General features: G+C 63.0%; 15 protein-coding genes. 6 read left to right on the top strand and 9 right to left on the bottom strand.

Features of this window, described 5'->3' with window-relative positions:
* The first annotated feature begins 12 nt into the window (after positions 1-12).
* The 4 genes from IB262_RS14470 to edd all read left to right on the top strand — a co-directional run bounded on the left by IB262_RS14470 (position 13) and on the right by edd (position 5,594).
* Positions 13-1,299, top strand: coding sequence for an FAD-binding oxidoreductase (locus tag IB262_RS14470; protein ID WP_090294947.1), 1,287 nt, complete (start codon positions 13-15; stop codon positions 1,297-1,299).
* Positions 1,300-1,395: 96 nt separating this feature from the next.
* Positions 1,396-2,871, top strand: a complete 1,476-nt coding sequence (zwf, locus tag IB262_RS14465) for a glucose-6-phosphate dehydrogenase (protein WP_060516507.1) — start codon at positions 1,396-1,398, stop codon at positions 2,869-2,871.
* An 8-nt stretch (positions 2,872-2,879) separates the two neighbouring features.
* The gene (gene pgl, locus IB262_RS14460; protein WP_090294949.1) at positions 2,880-3,578 is read left to right on the top strand and encodes a 6-phosphogluconolactonase; all 699 of its coding nucleotides are present in this window, start codon (positions 2,880-2,882) and stop codon (positions 3,576-3,578) included.
* A 195-nt stretch (positions 3,579-3,773) separates the two neighbouring features.
* Positions 3,774-5,594 (top strand): phosphogluconate dehydratase, encoded by a 1,821-nt coding sequence (edd, locus tag IB262_RS14455; RefSeq protein ID WP_034800791.1) that lies wholly within the window; start codon positions 3,774-3,776, stop codon positions 5,592-5,594.
* Positions 5,595-5,653: 59 nt separating this feature from the next.
* Here edd and IB262_RS14450 read toward each other — a convergent pair whose 3' ends face one another.
* The 7 genes from IB262_RS14450 to IB262_RS14420 all read right to left on the bottom strand — a co-directional run bounded on the left by IB262_RS14450 (position 5,654) and on the right by IB262_RS14420 (position 13,260).
* A complete protein-coding gene (locus tag IB262_RS14450) occupies positions 5,654-6,019 on the bottom strand; it encodes a GFA family protein (RefSeq protein WP_090294950.1) in 366 nt (121 codons plus the stop codon).
* A gap of 77 nt (positions 6,020-6,096) precedes the next feature.
* The gene (locus tag IB262_RS14445) at positions 6,097-6,504 is read right to left on the bottom strand and encodes a hypothetical protein (RefSeq protein WP_034800789.1); all 408 of its coding nucleotides are present in this window, start codon (positions 6,502-6,504) and stop codon (positions 6,097-6,099) included.
* 228 nt (positions 6,505-6,732) lie between these two features.
* The gene (gene ugpC, locus IB262_RS14440) at positions 6,733-7,821 is read right to left on the bottom strand and encodes a sn-glycerol-3-phosphate ABC transporter ATP-binding protein UgpC (protein WP_060516511.1); all 1,089 of its coding nucleotides are present in this window, start codon (positions 7,819-7,821) and stop codon (positions 6,733-6,735) included.
* 49 nt (positions 7,822-7,870) lie between these two features.
* Complete coding sequence (locus IB262_RS14435) at positions 7,871-9,529, bottom strand: alpha-glucosidase family protein (protein WP_090294952.1); 1,659 nt, start codon at positions 9,527-9,529, stop codon at positions 7,871-7,873.
* Between the two features lie 22 nt (positions 9,530-9,551).
* Positions 9,552-10,697: a carbohydrate ABC transporter permease gene (locus tag IB262_RS14430; RefSeq protein ID WP_089044685.1), complete on the bottom strand. Its 1,146-nt coding sequence runs from the start codon at positions 10,695-10,697 to the stop codon at positions 9,552-9,554.
* Position 10,698: 1 nt separating this feature from the next.
* On the bottom strand, positions 10,699-11,712 hold the full coding sequence (locus tag IB262_RS14425) for a sugar ABC transporter permease (RefSeq protein WP_060516515.1): 1,014 nt from the start codon (positions 11,710-11,712) through the stop codon (positions 10,699-10,701).
* Positions 11,713-11,901: 189 nt separating this feature from the next.
* Positions 11,902-13,260 (bottom strand): ABC transporter substrate-binding protein, encoded by a 1,359-nt coding sequence (locus IB262_RS14420; protein WP_192356781.1) that lies wholly within the window; start codon positions 13,258-13,260, stop codon positions 11,902-11,904.
* A gap of 294 nt (positions 13,261-13,554) precedes the next feature.
* Between IB262_RS14420 and IB262_RS14415 the strand changes: the two genes are divergently transcribed.
* A complete protein-coding gene (locus IB262_RS14415) occupies positions 13,555-14,586 on the top strand; it encodes a substrate-binding domain-containing protein (RefSeq protein WP_034800775.1) in 1,032 nt (343 codons plus the stop codon).
* Positions 14,587-14,634: 48 nt separating this feature from the next.
* Here IB262_RS14415 and folD read toward each other — a convergent pair whose 3' ends face one another.
* Both folD and IB262_RS14405 read right to left on the bottom strand, forming a co-directional pair.
* Positions 14,635-15,534, bottom strand: coding sequence for a bifunctional methylenetetrahydrofolate dehydrogenase/methenyltetrahydrofolate cyclohydrolase FolD (gene folD, locus IB262_RS14410; protein WP_112975988.1), 900 nt, complete (start codon positions 15,532-15,534; stop codon positions 14,635-14,637).
* Between the two features lie 251 nt (positions 15,535-15,785).
* Positions 15,786-17,813, bottom strand: coding sequence for a GumC family protein (locus IB262_RS14405; RefSeq protein ID WP_112975989.1), 2,028 nt, complete (start codon positions 17,811-17,813; stop codon positions 15,786-15,788).
* A gap of 268 nt (positions 17,814-18,081) precedes the next feature.
* Here IB262_RS14405 and IB262_RS14400 point away from each other — a divergent pair, with 268 nt between their 5' ends.
* Positions 18,082-19,347 carry a lipopolysaccharide biosynthesis protein gene (locus IB262_RS14400; RefSeq protein ID WP_318266770.1) on the top strand — a complete coding sequence of 422 codons (1,266 nt, stop codon included), beginning with the start codon at positions 18,082-18,084 and terminating at the stop codon, positions 19,345-19,347.
* Positions 19,348-19,351 lie beyond the last annotated feature (4 nt).

The raw sequence follows: 19,351 nt of genomic DNA, 5'->3' as shown, positions 1-19,351 counted from the left end.
CAGAGGTTCTCCATGTCCTGGCAAAGCCCGATCTCGCCCGGTTATTCCTGGTATGAGGCGACGGTTCCGGATCGACCGGAGTATCCGGCCATGCCGGGATCGCGGAAAGCCAATGTCGCGATCGTGGGCGGCGGCTATACGGGATTGCAGGCGGCTTACAACCTTGCCAAGCAAGGCGTCGACGTCACCCTGATCGACGCCTGCCGCTTCGGCGACGGCGCCTCGGGCCGCAACGGCGGCCAGTTCGGCACCGGGCAACGCGCCTGGGCGGACGACACGGAAGAAAGTCTCGGCCATGAACGGGCGCAGGCACTGTTCGACATGGCCGAGAACGCCAAGCGTTACGTGCTCGATTTCGCGAACGGGAACGGGATCGACATCGAATTCGTGCCAGGCCAGCTCTCGGTCGGGCACAAGCAAAGCCTCGAAAAAGACTATCGCGACCATGCCGAAGCGATGGCGGCGCGCTTCGGCTATCCGCATCTGACTTTCATGGAGCGCGAGGAAACAGCAAGCCGGCTCGGATCGAACCACTACCACTTCGGCATTCGCGATGCCGGCACCGGCCATATCCACCCGATGAAGCTGCTGGTCGGCCTTGCGAAACAGGCAGCGCTTGCCGGCGCCAACCTTTTCGAGCAGACCAAGGCCCTGAAAATCGACCGCCAGGGTGGCGCGATCGTCATTGCCACCGACCGCGGCACCATCACCGCCGACCGCGTTCTCGTCGCCTGCAATGCCTATGTCGGCAACCTGGAGCCGGTGAGCGCCAGCCACGTCATGCCGATCCGTTCCTTCATCGGCGCGACGACGGTGCTTTCGGACCACCCTGATGTCATTCCCGGCGGCGAATCGGTCGACGATTCGCGCTTCGTCGTGCGCTACTTCCGGAAGTCGCGGGATGGGCGGCTTCTGTTCGGCGGCCGCGAAGCCTATACGGCCGATAATCCGCGCGACATCTCCACCCATATCCGCCGGCAGATCAGCGAGATCTACCCGCAGCTCGCCAATGTCGAGATCACCCACGCCTGGGGCGGCTCCGTCGGTATCACCATGCCGCGCACCCCCTTTTGTCGCGAGGTCATGCCGGGCGTCACCTCGATCGGCGGCTATTCCGGCCACGGTGTGATGCTCTCCAACTATTGCGGCAAGCTCTATGCGGACCTGGCGCTCGGCAAGGACACCGAGCTCGACCTCTTGAAGGCTCTGAAAATCCCGGCTTTTCCGGGCGGAACCCGGTTCCGCTCCGCCCTTCTCTTCTTCGCGCTTAGCTGGTACGCATTACGCGACAGGTTTTGAAAAACGCTTGCGGCGGCATTTTATTGCGCCGCACTCTAGCGCCTTTAAATCGATTAGATTATATGTGCCCCTGACCTGAACAGATCGAGATATCCCATGAGCAGCCAGATCATCCCCGTCGAACCATTTGACTATGTGGTGTTCGGGGGCACCGGCGATCTTGCGGAGCGCAAGCTGTTGCCGGCGCTCTATCACCGCCAGTTGGAAGGCCAGATCACCGAGCCGACGCGCATCATCGGCGCCTCGCGCGCGGCACTCAGCCATGAGGACTATCGCAAGTTCGCCGTCGATGCTCTGAAGGAACATCTGAAGGCGGAAGAGTACAAGGAAGAGGAAGTCGCGAAGTTCGCTGCACGCCTGTTCTACGTCTCCGTCGACGCCAAGTCCGACCAGGGTTGGGACTCGCTGAAGAAGATCCTCGAAGAGGGCAAGGAGCGCATCCGCGCCTTCTATCTCGCCGTCGGCCCTGCGATCTTCGGCGACATCTCCGAGCGCATCCGCGATCACAAGCTGATCACCAAGAACACCCGCATCGTCGTCGAAAAGCCGATCGGCCGCGACCTCGCCTCTGCGACCGAACTCAACGACACGATCGGCAAGGTTTTCCGCGAAGAGCAGATCTTCCGCATCGACCACTATCTCGGCAAGGAGACGGTGCAGAACCTGATGGCGCTGCGCTTTGCCAACGCGCTCTACGAGCCGCTGTGGAACTCGGCCCATATCGACCACGTGCAGATCACCGTGTCGGAAGCCGTCGGGCTTGAAAATCGTGCCGGCTACTACGACAAGGCCGGCGCGCTGCGCGACATGGTGCAGAACCACATCCTGCAGCTCGTCTGCTTCGTCGCCATGGAAGCGCCGACCTCGATGGACGCCGAAGCGGTGCGCGACGAGAAGCTGAAGGTTCTGCGCGCGCTGAAGCCGATCACCTCGTCGAATGTCGAGCAGGTGACGGTGCGCGGCCAGTACCGCGCCGGCGCTTCGGCCGGCGGCCCGGTCAAGGGCTACCTCGAAGAACTCGAAGGCGGCGTTTCGAACACCGAGACCTTTGTGGCGATCAAGGCGGAAGTCAGCAACTGGCGCTGGGCCGGCGTGCCTTTCTACATCCGCACCGGCAAGCGCCTTGCCGGCCGCATGTCGGAAATCGTCATCACCTTCAAGCAGATCCCGCATTCGATCTTCGACAACAATGCCGGCCGCATTTCGGCCAACCAACTGGTCATCCGCCTACAGCCGAACGAAGGCGTGAAGCAGTCGCTGATGATCAAGGACCCGGGCCCGGGCGGCATGCGCCTGCGCAGCGTCTCGCTGGACATGAGCTTTGCCGAAGCCTTCGCCGTGCGCAATGCGGACGCCTATGAGCGGCTGCTCTTCGACGTCATCCGCAACAACCAGACGCTGTTCGTGCGCCGCGACGAGGTCGAGGCCGCATGGAAGTGGGTCGATCCGATCCTGAAGGCCTGGGAAGAAACCGGGCAGCAGGTTCAGGGCTACACCGCCGGCACCTGGGGTCCGAGCCAGTCAATTGCGCTGATCGAGCGTGACGGCCGGACCTGGAACGACGCGATATAGGTGCGCCGATGACGTCTAAGCTTCATACATTCGAAAACGGCGCAGCACTGGCGCAAGGCCTTGCCGATGCGGTCAGCAGCGCTCTTGCTGCCGGTGTCGCCGCACGCGGCTCCGCAAGCATCGCCGTCTCCGGCGGCTCCACGCCCAAGGCATTCTTCCAGGCGCTTTCGAAGAAGGACATCGCCTGGGACAAGGTGACGGTGACGCTGGTCGACGAACGCTTCGTGCCGCCGGAAAGCGACCGCTCCAACCACGGCCTCGTGGCGGCCAACCTGCTTCAGGACAAGGCCGCTGCAGCAACTTTCCTGCCGCTCTACCAGGCGGCCCCGACAGCGGAGGCCGCGGCTGATCTCGCAAGCCGGGAAACGGCGAAGATCGGTGCACCGTTCGACGTGGCGATCCTCGGCATGGGAACGGATGGGCACACCGCATCGTTCTTCCCGGGCGGATCGCAGCTCGCGCGCGCCATCGATCCGGCAACGCCGCGCGGCGTGATCACGATGGAAGCCGAGGGTGCAGGCGAAACCCGGCTGACCTTTACTTTTGCCAGCCTTCAGGATGCGCGGCTTCTGGTGCTGCATATCGAAGGCGAGGGCAAGAAGGCGGTTCTCGCCAAGGCTGAAGATGCCGGCGACGAAAAGGACATGCCGATCCGCGCGATGCTGCGCCGCGCCGCGTCGCCGGTGCAGATTTACTGGGCGCCGTAGATCGGAATGATGTTGGGCCGAACCGGCCCGATAGGAACTTTGGAGACACGTTCAGCCGGTGGCGCGCTCCCGTCGGAATGGACAGGTGTTTCTGAGAAACGCCGGGACGCGGCTTGCGCTCTCCCAAGCTCGCCGCGCTCCGGACGATGACTGGATGAAGATGAGGAGTCTGAAGACTCCGGAACAGGATTTGTCATGTCCGCCGATTCCCGCATTGCCTCGATCACGGCTCGCATCGTCGAGCGCTCGAAACCCCACCGCGAGCCCTATCTCGATCGCGTCCGCCGGGCGGCATCGAGCGGTCCGCATCGCAGCGTGCTCGGCTGCGGCAACCTCGCGCATGGATTTGCGGTCTGTTCCCCCGCCGAGAAGGTGGCGCTTGCGGGCGACCGCGTGGCCAATCTCGGCATCATCACCTCCTACAATGACATGCTTTCGGCGCATCAGCCGTTCGAGACCTATCCGGCGCTGATCCGCCAGGCGGCAAGCGAGGCAGGTGGCGTCGCCCAGGTCGCCGGTGGCGTGCCGGCCATGTGCGACGGCGTAACGCAGGGGCAGCCGGGCATGGAGCTCTCGCTGTTTTCCCGCGACCTGATCGCCATGGCGGCCGGCGTCGGCCTGTCGCACAACATGTTTGATTCCACCGTCTATCTCGGCGTCTGCGACAAGATCGTGCCGGGCCTCGTGATCGCAGCGCTCACCTTCGGCCACCTGCCGGCGATCTTCGTGCCCGCCGGACCGATGACCTCGGGCCTGCCGAACGACGAGAAGGCGCGGGTGCGCCAGTTGTTCGCCGAAGGCAAGGTCGGCCGCGACGAACTGCTCGAGGCGGAATCCAAGTCCTACCACGGACCGGGAACCTGCACCTTCTACGGCACCGCCAACTCCAACCAGATGCTGATGGAGATCATGGGCTTCCACCTGCCCGGCGCCTCCTTCATCAATCCGGGCACGCCGCTGCGCGACGCGCTGACCAAGGAAGCCGCCAAGCGGGCGCTGGCGATCACCGCCATGGGCAACGAGTTCACCCCGGCGGGCGAAATGATCGACGAGCGCTCGATCGTCAACGGCGTTGTCGGCCTGCATGCGACCGGCGGCTCGACCAACCACACGATGCACCTCGTCGCCATGGCGCGGGCTGCCGGCATCGTGCTCACCTGGCAGGACATTTCAGAGCTCTCGGACATCGTTCCGCTGCTGGCCCGCGTCTATCCGAACGGGCTCGCCGACGTGAACCACTTCCACGCCGCCGGCGGCATGGGCTTCCTGATCAGCCAGCTGCTTCGCGCCGGCCTGCTGCACGACGACGTGCGCACCGTCGTCGGCCAGGGACTCGACGCCTACAAGATCGACGTCCGGCTTGGCGCCGACGGCAATGTCGAACGCGTGCCGACGCCGAAGGAAAGCGCTGACCCGAAGGTGCTTGCGACCATCGATCAGCCGTTCCAGCATTCGGGCGGCCTGAAAATGCTGACCGGCAATCTCGGCAAGGCCGTCATCAAGATCTCTGCCGTCAAGCCGGACCGTCACATCATCGAGGCGCCTGCCAAGATCTTCCACGACCAGGCCGAGCTCAATGCCGCCTTCAAGGCCGGCAAGCTCGAGGGCGACTTCGTCGCCGTCGTGCGCTTCCAGGGTCCGAAGGCGAACGGCATGCCGGAACTGCACAAGCTGACGACCGTGCTCGGCATTCTGCAGGACCGCGGCCAGCGCGTCGCCATCCTGACGGACGGCCGCATGTCCGGCGCCTCCGGCAAGGTGCCGGCAGCAATCCACGTGACGCCGGAGGCCAAGGACGGCGGCCCGATCGCTCGCATCCAGGAAGGCGATATCGTCCGCATCGACGCTGTTGCCGGAACGATCGAGGTGCTGGTCGAGGACATCGCACTCAAGACACGTGTGCCCGCGCATGCGGATCTTTCGGACAACGACTTCGGCATGGGCCGCGAGCTATTCGCGCCCTTCCGCGCGATCGCGGGTGCGGCTGATCAGGGCGCCAGCGTTCTCTTCCACTGACATAGAAAAGCGCCGCTCCCATTGGGGCGGCGCTTGGTCTTCAAACGATCGTGAAAAGCTCAGGGCAGTGGCCCGGGGAACATGTCGTTGCGCCCGTCATAGCGCTCGATTTCCAGCGTGAAGACATCGACCCCCTCGATGCAGCGCGCATTGATCGAGATCTTGTTATCCGGATAGCCGCTGCGCATGATCGGAGTCGAACAGGTCGGGCAGAAATGGTGCCCCTCGTTGAGGCCGCGCCAGATGTAGCTCGACAGGCGGCGCTTTTCGGTCAAGAGCTTTACCTTTGCGGCATCCACCTTCCAATGCAGGAAGCCGGAGCGCCGGCAGGTGGAGCAGTTGCAGTCGACGAGCCCACCAAGCTCTTCGTCGACTTCGACGGCGATATCGCCGCAATGGCACGAAAGCCGATAGGGTCGCTGCATGGTTCAGGTCCGAATCCGTTGATTGAGACTACAACCATCCATTGAGCGCCGTGGAGCCGTCAAGCCCAGCATGGCACTCAGCGGTAGATGTCGAGCGTCCGGTTGCGGTGGTTCGGATGGCTGCTGTAGACGAAGATACGATTGAGGTCGCGGTCCGTCAGCATGCGCAGGAAGCGCGCCTCGATGACGTTGTTGGCATGCACCCGCTTCAACAGGCAGCCGACCATCTGGATGCGTGCGCTCGGGATATCCAGGTAGAAATTCTGTGGCAGCTGGTACTGCGTGAGGATGCTGATCAGCGCGCCGCTTTTCGAAAGCTTGATGATTTCGCAGCGACGAGAGCTCAGTTGCGTCATGCCCTTCTCAGTGTATTCGATGCGCGCCTCGTTTCGCGTGTCCTCCATCGGGAAGCTGGTCTCCCGATCGTACATGAAGGACTCTTCCTTGTTCAGGAAGTGCTGCAAGACAGGTGCCGCGCCGTTCATCGAAATGCCTTTCCATATCCCCTTTTGATACAGACTAGCGGCAGAGATTTAACAGACGGTTGGTCCGACGACCGGATGAAAAACCGCCCGGCAAAAACCGGGCGGAGCAAGTTCGTGACCAGGAATCTTGGTTACGCAATCCTCAACGCAAAGCCGCTTCGCACGTTTCCTTGGAAGTAGGCCGCAACTCCGGACGGAAAACCGCTTCGCACTTTTCCTGCAATTGCTTCAGACGCGGTAGCTGCGGCCCTCGTCGTTGAAGAGGTGTAGCTTGGCCTTGTCGGCCGTGAAGCGCACCTTGTCGCCGCGGTGAACCGGCAGGATGCCGGGGATCTTGGCGATGATCGGCTCCTTGTCGACGAGACCCTCGATATAGAGCAGGGTCACTTCGCCGAGCGCCTCGACGATCGAGATCGTGCCTTCGAACAGGAAGTCGTCGCCTGTCGAGACCTGCAGGTCTTCCGGGCGAACGCCGAAACTCGCAATCTTGCCGTTCTGCGAGGAGTCGGTCGGGATATCGAGCGTCACGCTCTTGCCGCCGGTCAGCTTCACCGTCGTCTGCGCGCCGGTCGCCGTGATCGTCGAAGGGATGATGTTCATCGCCGGCGAGCCGATGAAGCGCGCGACGAACAGATTGGCCGGACGCTCATAGAGTTCGAGCGGCGGGCCTACCTGCTCGATGTGCCCCTGCGACAGCACGACGATGCGGTCGGCGAGCGTCATTGCCTCCACCTGGTCGTGGGTGACGTAGATCATCGTCGTGCCCGCCATCTGTTCGCTGAGCTTGGCGATCTCGATGCGGGTGGCGACACGAAGGGCCGCGTCGAGGTTCGAGAGCGGCTCGTCGAACAGGAAGACCTTGGGGTCACGGCAGATGGCGCGGCCGATGGCGACGCGCTGTCTCTGCCCGCCGGAGAGCGCCTTCGGCAGACGGTCGAGATACTTGGTCAGCTGCAGGATATCGGCGGCGTTGCGCACGCGACGGTCGATCTCTTCCTTGCTTTCCTTGGCGATCCGCATGCCGAAAGCCATGTTGTCGTAGACGGTCATGTGCGGATAGAGCGCATAGGACTGGAACACCATGGCGATGCCGCGCTTCGACGGGGGCACGGTGTTGACGCGCTCGCCGTCGATGAACATGTCGCCGCCAGTGATCTCCTCGAGACCGGCGATCATGCGCAGAAGCGTCGACTTTCCACAGCCGGACGGGCCGACGAAAACGATGAACTCGCCCTGCTTGATGTCGAGATTGATGCCGTGAATGACATCGACCGCGCCGTAGGACTTGCGGATATCTTTAAGCAGCAGACCCGTCATTGCACCCTCCTCTTCGGTTCTTCCCGTCTATCTCTGTTGTCATCTGCCTTCACACCAGCCGCGCGAAGTAGGCGCCCCAGGCCGGCAGATGCACCGTTCCGTTCTTGACCTCGGACACGAAGCCGTGCCCTTCCAATGCAGCCACCGGCTCGTTCGGCAGCGTGGCCGCAGCCGGCACGCCGCTCATGTTGAACAGGCAGAAAAGCTTCTCGTTGCCGTGGCTGCGCACGAAAGCAAGCACCGAGCCGTCCGTGCTCAGGAACTCGATCTCGCCCTTGGCAAACGCCGGATACGCCTTGCGGAAATGCAGGAAGCGACGGTAGTGCTCGAGTACCGAGGCCGGATCGCCCTGCTGCGCCGACACGGCGCGCTTGAGGTGTTCCGCCGGCACCGGCAGCCAGGGTTTTGCGCTGCCGAAGCCGCCATTGACCGTGGCACCGTCCCAGACCATCGGTGTGCGGCAACCGTCGCGACCCTTGAAATCCGGCCAGAACTGGATGCCATAGGGATCCTTCAGGTCTTCATAGGCAAGCTCGGCTTCCGACAGCGCCAGTTCCTCGCCCTGATAGATGCAGACCGAGCCGCGCAGCGACATCAGAAGGCTCGCAAGCAGTTTCGCATGAGCGTCGCGATCGGCAACGCCCGCTCCCCAGCGGCTGACATGGCGCACGACGTCATGGTTCGAGAAGGCCCAGCAGGCCCAACCTTCTGGCGCCGCCTTCTGGAAGTTTCGGAGAACCTCGGCGACCGTCGCCGGTGTCAGCGGATCCGGCGCCAAGAATTCGAAGGCGTAGCACATCTGCATCTTGTCGCCGCCGGAGGTATATTCGCCGGCGATCTCCAGACCGCGCTGGCTGTCGCCGACTTCGCCGACCGCAGCGATCGCCGGGAACTCGTCCATAACGGCGCGGAAGCGCTTCAGGAACTCGAGGTTCTCCGGCTGGTTCTTGTCGTAGAGATGTTCCTGATAGTTGTAGGGGTTGACCGCCGGTGCGGTCTGGGCGTTACGGCGCTCCGGCGCCAGCGCCGGATTGTCGCGCAGCTGCTTGTCGTGGAAATAGAAGTTGATGGTGTCGAGGCGGAAGCCGTCGACGCCGCGCTCCAGCCAGAAACGCTCGACGGCCAGCAGTGCATCCTGCACTTCCGGATTGTGCAGGTTGAGGTCCGGCTGCGAGGTCAGGAAGTTGTGCATGTAATATTGCAGGCGCGTCGGATCCCACGCCCAGGCCGAGCCGCCGAAGATCGACAGCCAGTTATTGGGCGGGGTGCCGTCCGGCCTGGAATCAGCCCAGACGTACCAATCAGCCTTCGCGTTCGTCCGGCTCGACCGACTTTCGACGAACCAGGGATGCTGGTCCGACGTGTGCGAGAGAACAAGGTCGATCATCACCCGGATGCCAAGGCGGTGCGCCTCGGCTATGACCGCGTCGAAGTCGGCAAGGCTGCCGAAGATCGGGTCGACATCGCTATAGTTGGAGACGTCATAACCGAAGTCCTTCATCGGCGAGGTGAAGAACGGCGAAATCCAGATTGCGTCGGCACCGAGGGCGGCAATATGCGGCAAGCGGGTAACGATGCCCTTGAGGTCACCGATGCCGTCGCCGTTGGAGTCCTGGTAGGAGCGCGGATAGATCTGGTAGATCACCGCGCCGCGCCACCAATCCCGATCGGCCTGCAAAGTGGAAGTGCTCATTTCGGTCATGCTCATTGTCGTCGAAAGTCCTCAGATGTCAGCCGCCCTTGACCGAGCCCGCCAGCAGGCCGCGCACGAGATAGCGCTGCAGGCTGAAGAAGACGATCAGCGGAACGATGATGGTAATGAAGGCGGAGGCCGTCAGGATCTCCCAGTTGCCGCCGCGTGAACCGAGCAAGTTGACGAGCCGGCCGGTCAGGACCAGTTCGTCGGGCCCCGCGCCCAGGAACACGATGGCGACCAGCAGGTCGTTCCAGGTCCACAGGAACTGGAAGATCGCGAAGGAAGCGAGCGCCGGGAAGGACAGAGGCAGGATGATCTTGACGAAGATATCGAAATCGCTGGCGCCATCGACGCGGGCGGATTCCATGATTTCGCGCGGCAGGCCGGCCATGTAGTTGCGAAGCAGATAGATCGCCAGCGGCAGGCCGAAACCGGTATGGGCGAGCCAAATGCCGACATAGGTCTTGGCCGGCACGCCAAAGAAGGCGCCGACGCCGTTATAGAGCTTCAAGAGCGGGATCAGCGACATCTGCAGCGGCACGACGAGGAGGCCGACGACCACGGCGATCAGGATCGCACGGCCCGGAAACGGCATCCAGGCAAGCGCATAGGCCGCGAAGGCGGCGATCATGATCGGGATGATGGTCGCTGGCACGGCGACCGTCAGCGAATTGATGAAGGAGCGGCCGATGCCTTCGGCGCTCAGGACTTCGACATAGTTGTCGAAGGTAAAGCGCGGCGGCGATGATGCGGTGACGAAGACGCGCTGGCCGCGCGATCCTTCCATCTTCTTGTCGGAAACGATCTCGAAGTTGCCGTCGGCCTGAACGGTCAGTTTCTCGCCGTCGTTGAGCTCGGCGGTTTCGCCGGCCTTGAACGCAGTCGGCTCACGGCTGTTGAAGCCGAAGGCGGAGATCTGGCCCGGCTGACCTTCGAGCAGATTGCCGGAGATCACGAACTTGCCGTCGCGCTCCACCTGGCTTTCGGGGCCGGGCGCTCTCACGACGGTGTTCTGCGACGAAGTCGAAAGGGAAGTCCACCAGCCGGAAACGGCGAGCTGGTCCTTGTCGCGCAGCGACGAGATCAGAAGGCCTGCGGTCGGCAGCGTCCACAGTGCGACGATCAGAAAGACCGAGAGGTGGACGACCCACATGAGGGGAGAACGTGTCGCTGGATTCATCTCAGTGCCCCTTCATTTCCTTGGCCGCATTGCGGATGTTCCAGACCATGATCGGAATGACGAGGATCATGATGACGACGGCGATCGCAGCCCCGCGGCCGAAGTCGCCGCCACCGCGGAACATCCAGTCGAACATGAGGTTGGCGAGCACCTGGCTCTGCCACTGGCCATTGGTCATCGCGAGCACGATATCGAAGACCTTCAGCACCAGGATGGTGATGGTCGTCCAGACGACGGCGATCGTGCCCCAGATCTGCGGTACCATGATCTTGAAGAAGATCTGCCAGCCATTGGCGCCGTCGATGACGGCGGCCTCGATCGTTTCCTCCGGAATGCCGCGAAGGGCTGCCGACAGGATGACCATGGCAAAACCCGTCTGGATCCAGACGAGGATCGCCATCAGGAAGAAGTTGTTCCAGAAGGGCAGCGTGATCCAGGCCTGCGGGGCGCCGCCGAAAGCAACGACGATGGCATTCAGCAGGCCGATCTGTTCTGCACCCTCGGGGCGGAAATCATAGATGAACTTCCAGATGACCGCGGCACCGACAAACGAGATCGCCATCGGCATGAAGATCAGGGTCTTGGCGATATTGCCCCACCAGATCCGGTCGGTGAGCGCCGCGATGACGAGACCGAAGAAGGTCGAGAGCGCCGGGACGACGAGCAGCCAGAGGAAGTTGTTGTAAATCGACTGGCGGAATTCGCCGTCGTTGACCATCCAGGCATAGTTGCTGACGCCGACGAAATTCTGACCCGCGCGGTCGTGGAAACTGTACCAGAGCGACATGATCACCGGGTAGATGAGGTAGGTCGCCAGAGCAAAGAGCGCGGGTGCGAGGAACAGCCACGGGCGGATGGCATTGGTGATGCGCAGGTTTCGCGAGGCGACCACACCTGATTTTCCCTTGGACGGGAAGATCAGGTCGAGAACAAGGCTGGTTCCCCAGAAATAGGCAGCGCAGCCGAGCACCCCGGCCAGCATGAACCCCGCAGCAGCGGCTAGCTGATAAAACATGACATGTCCCTCCCCTTGGGTGCACGTCCCCGTGCAGGGCTGGCGATTGTCGCCGTTCTCATTGGGGCGCGCGGCCTCTCAAGGGTTGGGGGCGGAAACGCACGGAGACCGCAACGCTTTTCCTCGTCCCGCCCTGGCAGCGAACCCGGGTCGGCAACGGGCGGCATTGCTGCCGCCCGTCATCTGTTGTTACTTGATGGCGTCCCAGGCCTTCTGCACGCCGTCCGCGACGTCGGCCGACGACTTGCCGCCGACGAAATCGACCATGCCGGTCCAGAACGCACCCGCACCGATCTTGCCGGGCATCAGGTCGGAACCGTCAAAGCGGAACGTGGTGGCGCTCAAGAGGATCTCGCCCTGCTTCTTCAGCGGCGGGTTGCCGTAGGTGTCGACATTGACGCTCTTGTAGGGCGTCAGGAAGCTCGTCTGCGCCATCCAGACTTCATGGGCGATCGGGGTCTTCAGGAACTCGATGAAGGCGCGCGCCGCCGGCGTGTCCTTGGTGATCATCGCCAGCGTGCCGGCGCCAAGCACCGGATTGCCGAGCTCCTTCTTGCTCTCGTAAGGCGGCATGTAGAAGAAGTCGGCGTCCTCGCCGATCTTCGTGCCCTCGGGGAAGAAGGACGGGATGAACGACGCCTGGTGGTGCAGGTAGCACTTCGGCGGCGAGGCAAAGAGGCCCTTCGGGCTGTCGCGGAAGTCGGTCGAGGCAACCGCTGCTGCACCGCCATCGACGAACTTGTCGTTCTTGGCGAACCAACCGAACTCGTCGATCGCACCGACGACGGCCGGATCGGTGAACGGGATCTCGTTCTTCACCCACTTGTCGTAGACGTCGGCCGGCTGCGTACGCAGCATCATGTCTTCCACCCAGTCGGTGGCCGGCCAGCCGGTGGCACCACCGGAGCCAAGGCCGATGCACCAGGGCTTGCCGCCATCGGCGGCGATCTTCTCTGTCAGCGCCTTCAGCTCTTCCATGGTCTTCGGCACTTCGTAGCCGGCGTCCTCGAAGTTCTCCGGCGAGTACCACACGAGCGACTTCACGTCGATCTTGTAGGGGAACGCAAAGAGCGCAGCATTGCCGTCCTTGCCCTTGTAGGTCGACAGATCGACCCAGGACTGACCGGCGGCATAGTTGTCGAGCAGCCACTTCTGGGTTTCGTCGCCGAGCGGCGTCAGGTAGCCCTTGGAGGCGAGATCGGCGATCAGACCCGGCTGCGGGAGGATCGAGATTTCGGAGGGGCTGCCGGCCTGGGTGTCGATGACGATCTGCTGCTCGTAGTTTTCAGACGAGGAGTACTTGATCTCGGCGCCCGTCGCTTCGGTGAAGTAGGCATAGACGCTCTTGAACAGCGCCTCGTCTTCGCCGCGCCAGGGGCCGAAGATCGTCAGCGTCTGGCCCTTAAGGTCGTGGCCCTTCTTGAACTCCTCGAAGCTCGCCCAGTTGAACTTCGTATCTTCGCCCGGCTTGAATTTGAGGTCGGCGGCGCCGGCTGCACCTGCAATCAGGGCAAAGGCGGCCACGCCCAACAGCAATGATCTCTTCACGTTCTTCTCCTCCCAAAGATGAACCCGGATCCCGCCGGGCAGACGACAATGCGCGAAAAATTCAAAGCGCTTTGAGTTCGCTAACAAACCATTGCGACACGCGCGGAGTCAAGAGCTTTCCCATCGCTGTTCTCCATGCGACGTATTTGTGCCCTGCGGTAACGTTTTGCACCGCGCAATAGTTGAATTCCGCTTTGTTGCTCGAAAAACGGATGCTACACAAACCGGAGGGCGCTGGGGCCAAACACCAAAAATCATATGGGTATCCAAAGCGCTTTGAGAGGAATCCCGACCATGGCGGTCAATCTCAAGCAATTGGCGGAGCTGCTCGGCCTGTCACAGACGACGGTCAGCCGGGCGCTGAACGGCTATCCGGAAGTCAACGCCGAAACCCGTCAGCGCGTGCTGCAGGCCGTGCGTGAGACCGGCTACAGGCCGAACCGCGCAGCGCAGCGATTGGCCACCGGCAAGGCCTATTCGATCGGCATGGTCATGCCGATCGCGCCCGGCATCGATTCCGACGTGCATTTCGGCGAGTTTCTGGCAGGGCTGGCGGAAGAGGCGGTCAAGCACGACTTCCACTTCGTGCTCAATCCGAGCGCGCCGGAGGACGAGGAGGTGACCTTCCGGCGCCTGGCGGCCAGCGGCAATGTCGATGCGCTTTTCCTCGCCTATATGCGCGCCAACGACCCGCGCATCGCCATGTTGAAATCGCTCTCGATCCCCTTCGTCGTGCACGGCCGGTCGATCGGCGAAAGCCGCGACTATCCGTTCCTCGACATCGACAATACGAGTGCCTTCTACGACGCGACACGGCTGCTTATACAGCTCGGACACCAGCGGATTGCGCTGATCAACGGGCCGGAATATCTGGCTTTTTCCATTCGCCGGAAAAAAGGCATGCTGCGGGCGCTCGCCGAACACGGCCTTTCGCTCGACGAGGCGCTTGTCCAGCATTCGCTGATGACCGACGAGCACGGCTACCGCAGCATGCAGCCCTTCCTGCAGCACGCGCAGCCGCCGACGGCGGTGCTCTGTTCAAGTACGGTGCTGGCGCTTGGCGCTGTCAGGGCGATCAACCAGGCGGGCTTGAAAATCGGCGAAGACATTTCGCTGATCGCCCATGACGACGTCTTGCCGATGCTGAAGCCCGAAAATTTCAGCATCCCGCTGACAACGACACGCTCGTCGCTGCGGGCCGCCGGGGCGCGTATCGCCACACGGCTGATCGGCGGCATCCTGAAGCGCGGCGACTATCCGGAGCAGGAACTCTGGCGCGCCGAACTCATCGTGCGCGCATCGACCGGACCTGCCCCGCAAAAATGAAAACGCGCCGCAATCGCGACGCGTCTCATCATCCCATATGAGCCAGGATCAGAAGCGCGGCGGCTTGCGGCCGGCCTTGCGATAGGCGGCAATCACGGTGTTGGCCATCAGCATGGCGATGGTCATCGGTCCGACGCCACCCGGCACCGGCGTGATCACGCCTGCAACCTCGGCGGCTTCCGCAAAGGCGACGTCGCCGACGAGTTTGGACTTGCCCTCACCCTTCTCCGGCGCTGGTACGCGGTTGATACCGACGTCGATGACCGTCGCGCCCGGCTTCACCCAGTCGGCCTTCACCATTTCGGGGCGTCCCACGGCGGCAACGAGGATATCGGCGTTGCGGCAGACGGCGGCCAGATCCTTGGTGCGCGAATGGGCGGTCGTGACCGTCGCGTTGGCGGCAAGCAGCAGCGCTGACATCGGCTTGCCGAACAGGTTCGAGCGGCCGACGACGACAGCGTTCAGACCGGAGAGATCGTCGCCATGGGTCTGGCGCACGAAGACCATGGCGCCGGCCGGCGTGCAGGAGACGAGACCGCCTTCGAGATCGCCGGTCGCAAGTTTGCCGGCATTGACGACGTGCAGGCCGTCGACGTCTTTTTCGGGCAGGATCGACTGGATAATCGGCTCGGAATTCAGATGTTTCGGCAGCGGAAGCTGCACGAGGATGCCGTGAATAGAGGGATCGGCGTTGAGCTTAGCCACGAGTGCAGCGAGCTCTTCCTGGGTCGTTGCCTCGGCCAAGGTGTGCTGGACCGACAGGAAGCCGCACTCCTTGGCCATCTTGCTCTTGGAAGAAACATAAGCGTGGCTTGCCGGATCGTCGCCGACGATCACGACGGCGAGACCTGCGCGAACACCCGCATCCGTTTCGAGCGCACGGGTCGCGGCCTTCACGCTTTCGATCACCGAAGCGGCGACCTTCTTGCCATCAATCACAGTCGTCACGGCATGTTCCTCCTGGCTTCCTGTTCACGCGGCATACTCTAGTTCGCCTCAGAGAAGGCGATGGCCTCAACGCGCCCTATGCTGTCCCAAACGCATAAATGCAAGAGGCGACAACGAGGTTGGCTGCCGTTTCGAGTGCCCCGATGATATTTCCTCTCAAGACTGAGAGGTGCACGTGGTTTCGCCGAAAGCCGTGAGGTCTCAGCCTCACAAGACGTTCGCGAATGAAGCGTGCCTCTCCGCCCGTCGTATCAACGGCGCGCGAGCTTCTGGCGGGAATAGTGCTCGACGCGAGACCTCAGCGCGCGAAGGCCTTCCTGGACCTTGGCGATGTCGGCGTCATCCTCGTCTACGGTCTGCGGCACAGGCTGAGCCGTGACAGGACCCGCCGTTGCGCTCCGGCGAGCAACGGCATAGGCAGCGTTCAGCGATTGCGCATGGTGCGCAGCCGGGCTGAACTGCGGCGGCAGCTCGAGCTTGGCCGAAGCCGGATCAGGCTGCGGCTGCTGGCGCCGTGTGGGCTCGGGGCCGCCATCGGGTTCCGGCGGCTCGGGCGCCTCATCGTCCTCGACCTTCCGGGTTGCGGGAAACAATCCGTTCAAGCTGCGATAGATGCCGAGCAGCACGCCGAGGCCGAGGCCGGCAAAGAAGCCCGCCATGGTGGCGGCGATCACGATGATCTTGCGGGAGGGCCCTTTTGCCTGCAGCGCCGGCTCGGCCTTGGAGATCACCCGGATGTTCTTCGCGGTCAGCTTTTCCTCTTCGCGCGTCTCGCCGGCGCGCTTCAGGAAGGATTCGTAGATCTCGCGGGTCGCCGCCGCTTTTCGCTGCAGCTCGCGCAACTCGACGAATTCGGCGGAGGAATCGATCTGGCGCGCCTTCTGGACGGCAAGCTGCTGCACGAGGTCCTGTTCCGTTCGCTGGGCGCGGTCAAGCTCGGTCCCCGCCGCAGCCGCGATGCGGCGCAACTCGTTGGCGATCTCCGAGCGCGACGACTCGAGTGCCTGCTGAACGGCGATGCGTTGCGGATGGCGGGGCCCGAGGCTCGCATCAAGGGCGCTCAGTTGCGCCCTGGTCGCCGCGTATTGCTTGCGCAGTTCGGAGAGCGCCAGCGAACTGATTTCCTCCGGGTAGGCGCCCGTCAGAACATCGGTGAGCTGCACCTTGCCGGACGCCTCGGCCTTGGCTTTCGCCTCGGCGATGCGATTGCGGGCCGCAGCGACCTGATCACTGAGGCTGAGGAGCTGCTTGTCGGCGATCAATTCGCCGCCGGCGCCGACAATGTCGTTGCTCGCCTTGTAATCCTCGACGGCCTTTTCGGCCGCGTCCAGTTCAGCCTTCAGTTCCTTGATACGCGCGTCGAGCGCAACCGTCGTCTTCTGGAAGAAGCCGGATTGCGCGGCGGTCTCCTCGCCGAGGAACGTGTCCACCAATCGGTTGGCAATCAGTGCCGACTTCTCGGGATCCCTGGTCTTCGCCTCAATGGTGACGATGAAGGTTTTCGGATCGCGCCAGACCTGAATTGCCTCGCCCAAGGTCTTCAGGACGCGCGCGGACGCGTCGCCACCGGCTCCCTTGCCGGCGAATTCCGGGTCCTTTTCCAGATCGAGACTGGCCGCGACCTTTTCCATAACCGTTCGCGAGCGCAACACTTCGAGCTGGCTGTCGACAATGGCGAGAATGCCTTCGGTTGCGAGCGATTGTTTCGACAGGTCGGAATCCGTCAGCCGCACTTCGCGCGGATCGACGTAGAGCTTGCTTTCGGAAACGAAGACGCTGGGCGTCGACAACGCCAGCAGGACGCCACCGACGGCGCCGAGCGCCGTGGTCGCGAGAATGATCTTGCGGAGCTGCCAGACCGCGCGCACCACGGTCTTGATATCCACGAGCGGGCGGTCACCTGCGGCTCGCCCGTCGGCTGTCACTCCCGGCGCAGCCCCCTCAGGCGGACTATCAGCAGGACTATCGGCAAGCCAGCGCGCAAACTTGCCACGCATGCCGCCGAGGCCGGGTTGGTTACGGGCGGCGGGTGCCTTGGCTGTCGGCCGCACCGTTTCGCCGCGCGGGGGCTGACCTTTCGAACGGTTTTCGCGCCGGGCCGCTGATTGATTGGCTGATCCACCGGAACCGGACAGACGACCGAGCAAGGACGAGCCTGCACCCTGCGGGTCGGCGGTGCGCCTGTCTCGCGCACGCGCGGGATCGCGCGCGTCCTCTGCTGCAAAATCGAGCAACGATGCACGCGGAACCGGGCGTTTCTCGTCGTCGATGTTGAACATGACTGATCCCGCGGCTGCCGAAACGGCGAATTCCGAATAGTGAAGCCAACCTAAGGAAACATGGAAAACAAATCGTTAATTTCGGCGGGAAGTGACGGCGCGAACGGCGTGATCTCACGCCTTATTAAGCTTTCCCGCCTATGACGGAGAGACGAGCGCAATTCCAGGCGAACGCTTTGCGCGCCCTGCCCTTGGAAGTGTGAGATATCAAGGAGATAGAGCGTTTCCATCGGCATCGAGCGGGAACGCGCTACTGGAAATGTCGGCCGTGCCCCATCGCATCAAAGCGCTTTATCTCCGCCACCGGGCGCTCATCCACGCTTACCTCTCGATGACCGGAGGTTCGGCGGGCCGGCTCGTGCTGTCGCTCGTCTATTTCATCGCCGTTGCCAACACGCTCGCCATCGCCGATTTCGGGTTGTTCGCGACCGCGTCTGCCGCCGGCATCATGATATCGCGCGTGCTTGCCTTTGGCTTCATGTCGCCGCTCTATCGGGTCGCGACGGTAAAGCCGCTGCTTGTCGGCACCTATAGCGCCGGCTTTCTGGTCGGCGCCGTGCTGTCGCTGCCGTTGATCGCAATCATCTGCGCGATCACCTTCCTCGCCCTCTTTTCCCGCGACATGGCGGCCGGCACTTTTGCTGCCTTCATGCTGGCCGAGATCCTCTGCTGGCGCGGGCTGGAGACCGCCGTCATCGTGCTGAACGGTCTGGGTCGCTTCGGGCGCGGCGCCCTCCTCGTGGTGATCGGAACGGCGATCCGCACCGCCGCTGCCCTGCTCCTTGCGTTGCTCCCCTGGAAAACGCTCGAAGCTTGGTCCTACCTCTATCTGCTTGCGAATGCGCTCGGCCTTCTGGTGGCCCTTCTCTGGTTCTACCCGCGTGTCCGGCTGCGCTGGCAGCCACGGCTTTACTTCCGGCGCTGGGCGGATTCGGTGTCGGTCGCCGGCGCCGAGGTGCTGTTCTACATCCAATCGGAGTTCGACAAGATTGCGGTACTCGCCATTGGCGGGCCGGCGGTGTCCGGCCTCTATGCCATCCTGATGCGGCTGGCGGACCTGACGGCGCTGCCGGTGCGGTCGTTCAACACCTTGCTCGTCCAGCGCATCATGCGAACGCCCGAGGCGATTGCCCGCTGGCGTGTCCGGCTCTCGATCGAACTCCTGGTGGCGCTTGCGTCCTTTGCCGCCATCGCGGCCATGGCATTCTATCTGTGGGTCTTCCCCGATGGCCTCGGGCGCAACGTGTCGGCAGCCGCGCCGATTGTCGCGATGATCGTGCTCGTGCCCTCGTTCCGCAACCTGATCGAGTACCACTCCGAACTGCTCTACGCGACCGGCCGCACTGTGCGGCGCATGCTGAACCTGTTGATTGCCGGCGTCGTCAAGGTGGGGCTGCTGGTTCTCTTGCTGCAGACGACGGCCGACGTCACGACCTGGGCGCCGGCGCTCAACGGGATCTTCCTGGTCCTCTACGCGCTCTCGTTCGGACTGACCTATTCGGCGCTCAGAAAGCCGGCTGATCGGGTCATCTGAAACA

Origin of the sequence: Ensifer sp. ENS02 (genome assembly GCF_014851885.1) — a bacterium.
Classification (GTDB): Bacteria; Pseudomonadota; Alphaproteobacteria; order Rhizobiales; family Rhizobiaceae; genus Ensifer; species Ensifer adhaerens.
Note: the sequence above shows the minus strand (reverse complement) of the source record. Positions and strands in the feature narration are given on the sequence as shown.